The organism is Gemmatimonadota bacterium, assembly GCA_026702745.1.
Taxonomy (GTDB): Bacteria; JAAXHH01; JAAXHH01; order JAAXHH01; family JAAXHH01; genus JAAXHH01.
Map to the genome: position 1 here is coordinate 41,582 of JAPPBT010000014.1, position 9,163 is coordinate 50,744.

Annotated in this window: 5 protein-coding genes; all 5 read right to left on the reverse strand. The window is 63.5% G+C overall.

Going from position 1 to position 9,163, the window contains the following annotated elements:
- Window positions 1-19 precede the first annotated feature (19 nt).
- The gene (locus OXH56_02180) at window positions 20-3,100 is read right to left on the reverse strand and encodes an efflux RND transporter permease subunit (GenBank protein ID MCY3554108.1); all 3,081 of its coding nucleotides are present in this window, start codon (window positions 3,098-3,100) and stop codon (window positions 20-22) included.
- Window positions 3,097-6,387 (reverse strand): efflux RND transporter permease subunit, encoded by a 3,291-nt coding sequence (locus tag OXH56_02185; GenBank protein ID MCY3554109.1) that lies wholly within the window; start codon window positions 6,385-6,387, stop codon window positions 3,097-3,099. Before OXH56_02185 ends, OXH56_02180 begins: the two co-directional genes overlap by 4 nt.
- 139 nt (window positions 6,388-6,526) lie before the next feature.
- Window positions 6,527-8,023, reverse strand: coding sequence for an efflux RND transporter periplasmic adaptor subunit (locus OXH56_02190; protein MCY3554110.1), 1,497 nt, complete (start codon window positions 8,021-8,023; stop codon window positions 6,527-6,529).
- 119 nt (window positions 8,024-8,142) lie between these two features.
- Window positions 8,143-8,601 (reverse strand): Spy/CpxP family protein refolding chaperone, encoded by a 459-nt coding sequence (locus tag OXH56_02195; protein ID MCY3554111.1) that lies wholly within the window; start codon window positions 8,599-8,601, stop codon window positions 8,143-8,145.
- A 16-nt stretch (window positions 8,602-8,617) separates the two neighbouring features.
- The coding region (locus OXH56_02200; protein MCY3554112.1) for a hypothetical protein at window positions 8,618-9,163 on the reverse strand (546 nt) is incomplete at its 5' end.

A 9,163-nucleotide genomic window follows, 5' to 3' on the forward strand; every position in this document is an offset into this window, starting at 1 on the left:
GCGCGCTACCCCTTCACGCTTACGCCCAGGCCCGCTTTACGCTCGAAGTGACCCAGTTGCTCAGGTCTTCGAAGATGGTGTAGACCGTCGGCAGCAGGATGAGTGTCAGGATGCCGGAGGTGGTCAGGCCGCCCACCAGGGCCAGGCTCACCGGGCCCCACTGGTTGGCGCCACGGTCTTCCACGGGGCCGAAGAACTCGGGGAAGAAGAGGGGGGCCACCATGGGCAGCAGGCCGAAGATGGTCGTCAGCGACGTCATCAGGATCGGCCGCAGCCGGTGCCGGCCGCCCAGGAGCAGGGCCTCCGTACGGGTCATCCCCTCCCTGCGCAAATGGTTCACGTGGTCGATGAGCACAATGGCATTGTTGACCGCCAGCCCGGACAGCACGATGACGCCGAGGTACGAGTTCGTGTTCAGCGTCGTCCCCGACAGGTAGAACACGATGAAGGCCCCCACCAGTCCGCAGAGCACCGACAACAGGATCGTGAAGGGCTGGATGAAGGACTCCGATATGGCCGCCATGATCAGGTAGATGAGGACCACGGACAGCATAATGGCGAAGAGGAACTCGCTCTGGGACTCCCGCATCATGTTCCAGTTCCGGCCCATGCTCCACGAATAGCCCGGCGGCAGTTCCATGCTTTCCATCATCTCCGTCACCTGGGTGTTAATGGCACGTGTGCCCGGTCCCGTCGTGTTGCCGCCCACTTCCACCTGGGATTCCCGGTCCTTCCGCTCTATGGCGTCGGGCCCCTTCTGCTTGGTAAAACTGGCCAGGTTCCCCACGGGGATCATGCCGCCTTCGGCCCGCTCGAACGTCATATTCTGGAGCTTCTGCATGCTCGCGCGGTCCGCTTCCTCGAGTTGCAGCAGGATGTCCACCTCGCGGTCGTCGGCCTTGAACTTGCCCCGCGCTCGGCTGCTCAGTGCGGCCTGCACCGTACGGGCTGCCTGTCTCGGCGAGATCCCGTATGTCTGCGCCACGGCACGGTCGACCTGTACCTGGATCTCTTCGTCGCCCCGCTCCAGGCTCGTATCCACGTCCTTGAGACCCGGAATGACCTCCATCCGGTTCCGGATGTCCTCGGCGATATTGGAAAGCACCGCCATGTTGTCGCCCTTCAGCTCGACGTCCACACCCGATTGCCCGCCGCCGTAACGCCGCATGCGACCGGGTCTCCACTGTACGCCGGCGATTACAGGCAGCGCGCTGGTGATCCGGGTCTGCAGCTGCGTGGCCGACTCCTGCCGTTCCTCCGGCGGAGTCAGCACGATGCGGATATTGGCCCGGCGCAGGCTGCCGTAGGACGAGATGGACTCGATGTGGAAGTCCTCCTTGCGGTCCAGCAGGAGCGCCTCCACGTCCGTGAAGACGGTCTTGACGTCTTCGATGCTGTAACTACTCGGCAGATCCGCGGCGATCGCGATGTCCCGCGTCGGCGCCATGGGCTGGAACTCCGTCTCGATGTTCTGGTACAGCCAGTAGCTGCCGTAGAGGATCGCGGCGAAGGAAACCACCGTAACGAACCGGTGCTTGAGGTTCCAGGCGAGGACCGCCGTGTACAGCCCCGACAGCCTCGCGAAGAACGCCGAAGGCTTGCCCAGCGGCCGGTTGAACAGCCTGGAAGATACCAGCGGAATCAGCGTCAGCGCGATGAAGACCGCCGCCACCATGACGATGCAGAAGGTGACGACGAAGTCCTTCATGAAGAGCATGAACCGGCTGCCGCCGCCCAGGAAGACCAGGGGCATGAATACGCAGAGGGTCGTCGCAGTAGCCGCGATGATGGCCATGGTCACCTCGCGGGTGCCCACGACAGCCGCGATCCGCGCCGGCAGGTTGCCCTCCTGGCGATGGCGGTAAATGCTTTCGAGCACCACCACGGCGGCGTCAACGAGCATGCCTACCGCTAGCATCAGGCCCATGAGCGAGATCAGGTTGATGGAAACCGTGGACCCGGCGCCCTGGCGCAGCAGGTACATGAAAGTGAAGGTGCAGATGATCGAAATGGGGATCGCCAGGCTGATGATCAAGGTGCTGCGCACGTTCCGGAGGAAGAGGAACAGCACGATGACGGCGAGCATGCCGCCAAGCAGTCCCGTGTTCCGCAGGTCCGAAAGCCGGTCCGTTATGCTCTGCGACTGGTCGAAGAATACCCGCGTATCCAGGTCCGCGAACTGGGGCTGCGTCTGGAGTTCATCCAGCACGAGCTGGGTGCGCTGCGCCACGTCCACGATGTTGGCCGTGGACGTCTTGTACACCCGTATCGTGACCGCGTCGACCCCGTTCAGCCGCTGGAAACTGTTGTCTTCCGGATAGTCGAAAGTCACCTCCGCCACGTCGCGGAGCGACAGGGTCGTACCCGGTATGGGCAGGTTCGCCACCTCTTCGGCGGCCCGGTACTCGTTCACGGAGCGCACCGAGTACTTCTTTCCGCCCTCGGTGACGGTCCCGGCCGTCATGGTGACGTTGTTCTGCGTCAGGGTCTGGCTGAGATTGAACAGATCGAGGTTATGGGACTGCAGCTTCTCGCTGTCCACGTGCACGAGCAGCTGCTTGTCGATCATCCCGCTGATTTCCACGTTCGCCACGCCGTCCACGCGCTGGATGCGCGGCTGGATCACCTTGGTGACGATGTTGTAGAACTCGGCGGGGTCCCCGTTCCATGCGACGCTGAAGTTGTAGATGGGCATATCGTTCGGGTTCCAGCGCCGGATGCGGATGCGTTCCACGTCGGCCGGCAACTCGCCCCGGACCTGGTCGATCCGGTCCCGGACCTCCATGGCCGCCATGTTCATGTCCGTCCCGGTCTCGAACTCGATGCGGACCCGCGCGTTGTCGTCACTGGAATTGGACTCCATGCTCTTCATGTTGCTGAGCGTCCCGAAGGCGTCCTCCAGCGGCCGCGTGATCAGCCGTTCCACTTCCTCGGGCGACGAGGAGGGATACGGCACGCTGACGTTCAGGGACGGGAAGGACATGTCCGGCAGGAACATCAGCGGCAGTCTGGTATAGGAAATCATACCCAAGGTGACGACACTGACGATGATCATGATCGTCGTCACCGGTCGGTTAACGGAAAACTCGGCAATGCTCATGCCTCTACCACCTCCTGGGACACCGGTTGCCCGGCGGTTCTTGTAAACAGCCCGTACACGCTTGCCATAGCCGTTTCTATCGTCATGTAGATGAGCGGCACCAGGACCAGCGTCACCATCGTTCCGGCGATCAGGCCGCCGATCACGGTGATGGCCATGGGCGCGCGTAACTCGGCGCCTTCACCGACGCCGATGGCCATCGGCAGCAGGCCGAGGACCGTGGTGGCCGTCGTCATCATAATGGGCCAGAGGCGCGTCTGCGCCGCCTCGACGATGGCCTCCTGCAGTTCCGTGCCCCTCCGTCGCAGCTGGTTGATATAGTCCACCAGTACGATGGCGTTGTTCACCACGATCCCGGTGAGCATGATCACCCCGATCAATACGACGACGCTGATCGTCTGTCCCGTGAGCACCAGCGTCGCGACGACGCCGATGATCGAGAAGGGGAAAGTGAACATGATCACGAAGGGATGGAGCAGCGATTCGAACTGGGACGCCATGACCAGGTAGACGAGAAAGATCGAGAGCAGAATGGCGAACTGCAGGCTTGCGAACGCCACCTGCATTTCCTCGTTCTGCCCCTTGATGCCCACCACGAAATCGATGGGCAGCATGAAGCCGTCTATGATCCCCTGGATGTCTTCGGCCGCGTCACCGAGCGAACGGCCCGTAAGACCCGCGGATACGATGGCCACCCGCTGCTGGTTGACCCGCCGGATCTCGCTCGGGCCCTGGGCGACGCGGACTTCCGCCACGGCCGCCAGCGGCACGGGCACCGTGCCCTCCGGGTTCACCACCAGCCGCCGTATGGCGTCCAGGCTGAGCCGGGTCTCGTCCTCCGCCCACACGCGGATGTCGATCTTTCGGTCTCGGCGGGTGAGCTCCGTGGCCACGTTGCCCTGGACCTTGTTCTGCACGATCTGCGTGACCGTGCCCAGGTTGAGTCCCAGGTTGGCGAGCTTCCGGCGGTCGAAGAGGATCTGCACTTCCGGATTCCCGCCCTCCATGCTGGCTTTCACGTCGGTCAGGCCGGGTACCGTGGACATCTCCGCCGCGAGTTCCTCGGAAACTTCCGTGAGCCGGGTCAGGTTGTACCCGCTGACTTCCACTTCCACCGGGTTCTTGAAGCTGAAGAGCGCGGGACGGGCGAACTCGGGCGCTTCGATGCCCGGAATGGGCGAAAAGCTGTCCCGCAGGCGGTTCATGACGTCCTCTTCCGCCGCGCCGCGAAGGCCCGGTTCCAGCCGGATGTGCAACTGCCCGATGTTCTCCCGCTCCTCGCCCGCGTTGCCGCCGGACTGGCCCATGGTTCCCGCCAGTACGTACACCGTGCTTACTTCAGGGTAGTCCCGGGCAATCTCCGACATGTGATTCAATGCGTCCTCGGTAGCGGGCAGCGGCGTGCCCACGGGCAGCTTCACGTTGACGAAGAACTCGCCCTGGCTCATCTGGGGGATCAGCTCGATGCCGATCGTGGGGACGACATAGAGGGAACCGGCCAGCAGGGCGGTCCCGGCGAACAGCGTAAGCACGCGGTTGGCCAGGGCCCAGCGGAGGAAGGGCGGGTAGGCCCGGCGGATGATCGGGAAGATCCGGTCGAACACCCAGCCCGCGGGCCAGAGCGCGACGCGCACCAGTCCCCAGACCGAAAAGAGCACCCACCTGACGAGGTAGAATACGCCGGTTACGACGTAGCCCAGTCCGCGGGAGAATACGTTCCAGACGGTCCCGATCACGGACCGGACCTTGCCCATCGCCGTGGTCGGATCCTGTGCGGACGGGTCGTCCCCGCCGACCGGGAGCACTTCCCGGTCGCGATGCAGGATCGACGATATGACCGGGATCAGGGTGACGGCCACCAGGGTGGCCACGATGAGCGAGAAGGTGACGGCCAGCGCCAGGTCCCGGAACAGCTGTCCGGCGATGCCTTCCACGAAGACGATGGGCACGAACACGCACACCGTGGTCAGCGTCGCGGCCACGACGGCCTGTCCTACCTCGGACGCGCCGAGGCGCACCCGTTCCGCGACGGGCTGGTCGCCCCCTCGCCTCCGGTGCCGGTCGATGCCTTCCAGGACCACGATGGAGTTGTCCACCAGCATCCCGACCCCCAGGGCCAGGCCGCCGAGGGACATGATGTTCAGCGAGACGTCGAAGGCGTAGAGGAAGAAAAAGGTGGTGACCACCGAAATGGGGATGGACACGCCGATAATGAGACTGCTCGAACTGCGCAGGAACAGGTACAGGACCAGGATGGCCAGTATGCCGCCGTACATGGCCGTCTTGAGCACCTCGTCCACCGACTGCTGGATGAAGATCGACTGGTCGAAGACGACCTCCAGGTTCACCCCGGAGGTGAGTCCCGTCACGGTTTCCCGCACCGAATCCAGCCGGTCCTTGACCACGCGACCCACCTGGATGGTATTGGTCCCGGCTTCCTTGTAGATGGCGATCTCGATGCTCTCCCGGCCGTTGATGCGGGCGGAAAGCTTGCGTTCCTTGTGACTCTTCGTAACCGAGGCGACGTCGGAAAGCAGGATGGGCACGGTGTTGACCTGCCCGACGATGATGTCGCCGATCTCGTCCACGGCCTGGAACTCGTTCAGGATGCGCACCAGGTATTCCGTCTCGCCGTCCTTGATGGTGCCGCCCGCGAGATTGACGTTCTCCTGTTCGAGCCGGGTGGCCACCTGGGTGATGGGTATGCCGAGGCTGGCCAGCCTGGACTCGTCCAGCTCCACGTGGATTTCCTCTTCCAGGCCGCCGCTGATCTTGACGGCGGCGACGCCTTCGAGGGCTTCCAGCTCACGCTTGATCTCCTCTTCCGCCATGATCCGCAGGGCCGTGAGGCTCTCGTTGCCGGATAGGGCGATGCGCAGGATGGGGTCGAGGCTCGGGTCGAACCGGAGCAGGATGGGTTTCTCCGCCGCCTGGGGCAGGTTGAGCAGGTCGATCTTCTCCCGCACGTTCAGGCTGGCGAAATCCATGTTGGTGCCCCACTCGAACTCCAAAATGACGTCGGACCGCTCGGGGCGGGAAACGGAGCTGACGCGCACCACGCCGGTCACCACGCCCACCGCTTCCTCGATGGGCTCGGAGATGAGGTTCTCGATCTCGTTCGGCGCGGCGCCGACGTACTCGGTGCGTACCGTCAGGGTCGGGTACGTGATGTCCGGGAGCAGATTGATGGGCAGCCGCGAGAAGGCAATGGTGCCGAAGAGCAGCATCGCCGTCATCAGCATGATGATCGTTACGGGCCTGCCGATGGAGAAACCGATGATTTTCATGAATGGATTACCGTGTTACTTTCCCGAAATGTGAATTGGTACGCGTTGATTTTCGGTATGACGTAAAGCGTCTTCCGTGAAACGTCGCCAGGCCACTGCGACGAGCCCCCTCGGCGCTACCGCGGCGGGCGCCTCCGCACTACCGCGGCGGGCCCCCTCCGCGCTGCGCACGCATCTGGCGCATTTGCTGGATCAGGAAAGTCCGCTGCCTTTCCTCGTCCTCCGCGAAGCTCGGGTCTTCTTCCACCTGCTTGTCATAGGCCGCCTTGATGTCCGGGTTCTGGAACATCCGCTCCTTCATCTGATCAAGGTCCATGGCCATCATGCGTCCGCCCATGCCTCCTTGCCGGCCGCCGCCTTCTGTCGCCGATTGCGCGGCGGGCGTCTGGGTCGCTTCATCGGCCGAACGGCCCATATCCGTCGGTCGGTCGCCGGTTCCTTCCTGCGCCGCCGGTCGGCCACCTGTTCCGCCGTTCGAACCTTCGGGCCGGCCGCCCATGCCCGCCGGTCCACCGCCCATGCCTTCCGCGGCGGGCGGAATCTGTCCCGCGATTCGGACGGGCGCGCCGTTTCGGAGTCCCTCCTGGCCCACGGTGATGATGGAGTCGCCGTCGGACAGACCCGAAAGCACCTCCACGTAATCCCCTTCCGAGATACCGATTTCAAGGAGCCGCTTTTCGGCCGTGCCGTCCTGGAACAGAAAGGCGTAGGATCCCTCGGCCTCGGCCACCAGGGCCTTCTTCTCGACCTGCAGTACGTTCTCCTGTATCGCGATCACCAGGTTCACCGTGGTGAACATGCCCGGTCTCAGCGTGCCCATCCGATCCCGGATTTCCACCGTGACCTTGACCGTGCCGCTCTCGGGATCCACGATGGGACTGATCAGGGAGACCCGGCCCGTGTGAGTCTGGTCCGACCCTTCCACGTTGATGCGCACCGACTGTCCCGGCCGGACCTGTCCGATGTCCTTCTCGGGCACGTAAATACGGGCGAGCAGTGGATCGAGGTCCGCCGTACGGAATACCACGTCATTCGCGTTCACCAGGTTGCCCACCTCCATCAGCCGCTCCGTGACGATGCCGGAGAATGGACTGCGGATCGTGGCGTACTCCAGTTGAAGTTTCGCCGACTCGTACTGGGTTGCGGCAGCCTCGTACTGGAACTTGGTCTGTTCGAATTCCTGGCTGCTGAGCAGCTCCTGCTCCACCAGTTCCTGTGACCGATTGTAGTTCGATTCCAGGCTGTTCATGTTCACTTCCCGCTCCCTGAGCGTCAGTTCCAGGGCGTCGGTGTCGAGCTGGGCCAGCGGCTGCCCCTCGGTCACGCGGTCTCCCTCCTCGACCAGGATGGTCTCTACAAGCCCCTGCGTGCGCGAGACCACGTCCACGTGCCGCTCCGCCTCGAGCGACGTGTAGGTCAGCAGCGTCGCGGCGATGTTGCCGCGGCCCACGGTCTTCACCTCGACCGGTATGGATGCGCCGGTGCGCGCCATGGCGCCCATGCCGGGCCGGCCGCCGCGCTGACTCTGCGCCGCGTCTTCCGACTCCTCTTCACCGCCGCCGCAGGCGAGGGCGCCTGCCATCACCAGTACAACCGGCCAGTACGCCAGTTTACTTATCCCAAGCCGCTTGAACATGAACCACTCCTCCGATGGTAAGAACCTTGCAATCCGGTTTCAAAATCTTCACTGGCTGACCCGCGGGCTATTGCCGGACGCCCTGCAGGTTTTCCCGGGCGTTCCCGCGGCCAGCCCTGTTACCTTCGACGGTATCCGCTTCGGAACCGTTCCTTGATCATCGTAAAAAACTCCGTCTGCTGTTCCGGGGTCAGCACTTCTTTGTGTGCCACGATATAGTCGAAGACGATGGCTTCCCGCTCCGCCTGGAGCGAATCCATCTGCGCCTTGACCCGGTCGACCTCCCCGCGGTCGGCATCCGGTGCCATGAGCAGATCGTACAACTGGTTCCGTTTTTCACGGTAACCATCCCGATAGGGCGTCAGGCGATCTCCGAGCTCGGTCCGCATCTGCCTGACCTGCTCCACCTGGGCTTCGGTGAGGCCGAGTCTTTCGGTGATGGACATCCTTGCCTCGCGCCGGTCCTCCCTGCTGCGGCGCTCGTCGTCACCCCAGCGGTGGTATGCGCGCGTCGCCAGCGAAGCCAGGTTGATGACCGTCAGCAGGACCACGCCCCATATGATCAGCTTCTTCTTCATCTGCCCGAATCTATCCTCAATCGTCCGCGGTTTCGACCCAGTCCAACAGCAGGAATTCCTGTTCCACCGGCTCGGACGAGATTTCCTGCAGGTCATTGGCGAAGGAGTAAGCCACTACGCCGGTTTGCACGGGTAATGGTTCGATCCCCGCCGTATCTCCGTTGGTGCCGCTGCCGAGATAGGCCCCGATCAGGATGCCCGCGACCAGCGTAACGGCCATCAGTGCCGGCCGGGCGAGCCATGCGAGCCCTGTTCCCACCGTCGATCCGGTTTCGACGTGGTCCTCGCCCCGGAGCGCCGCTTCGAAACGCGTGCGCAGCCGCAGGGTGGGCCCGGTCACTTTCAGCAGGTCGTCCGAATGCCAGGCCTTCCGCAGCGCGTCGACCCGCTCGAGGTATTGCGGGTGGGTACGCAGGTATTCGTCGCACCGGGCCTTTTCGTCCGGCGGAAGATCTCCGTCAATATACCGAATGATCCGGTCTTCGAGGTACCGATGATTCATGATGTTCGCCCGCTGGTTCGTTCTGAGCGACTCGCCGCCCGAGCGCGACGTGGAATGGAC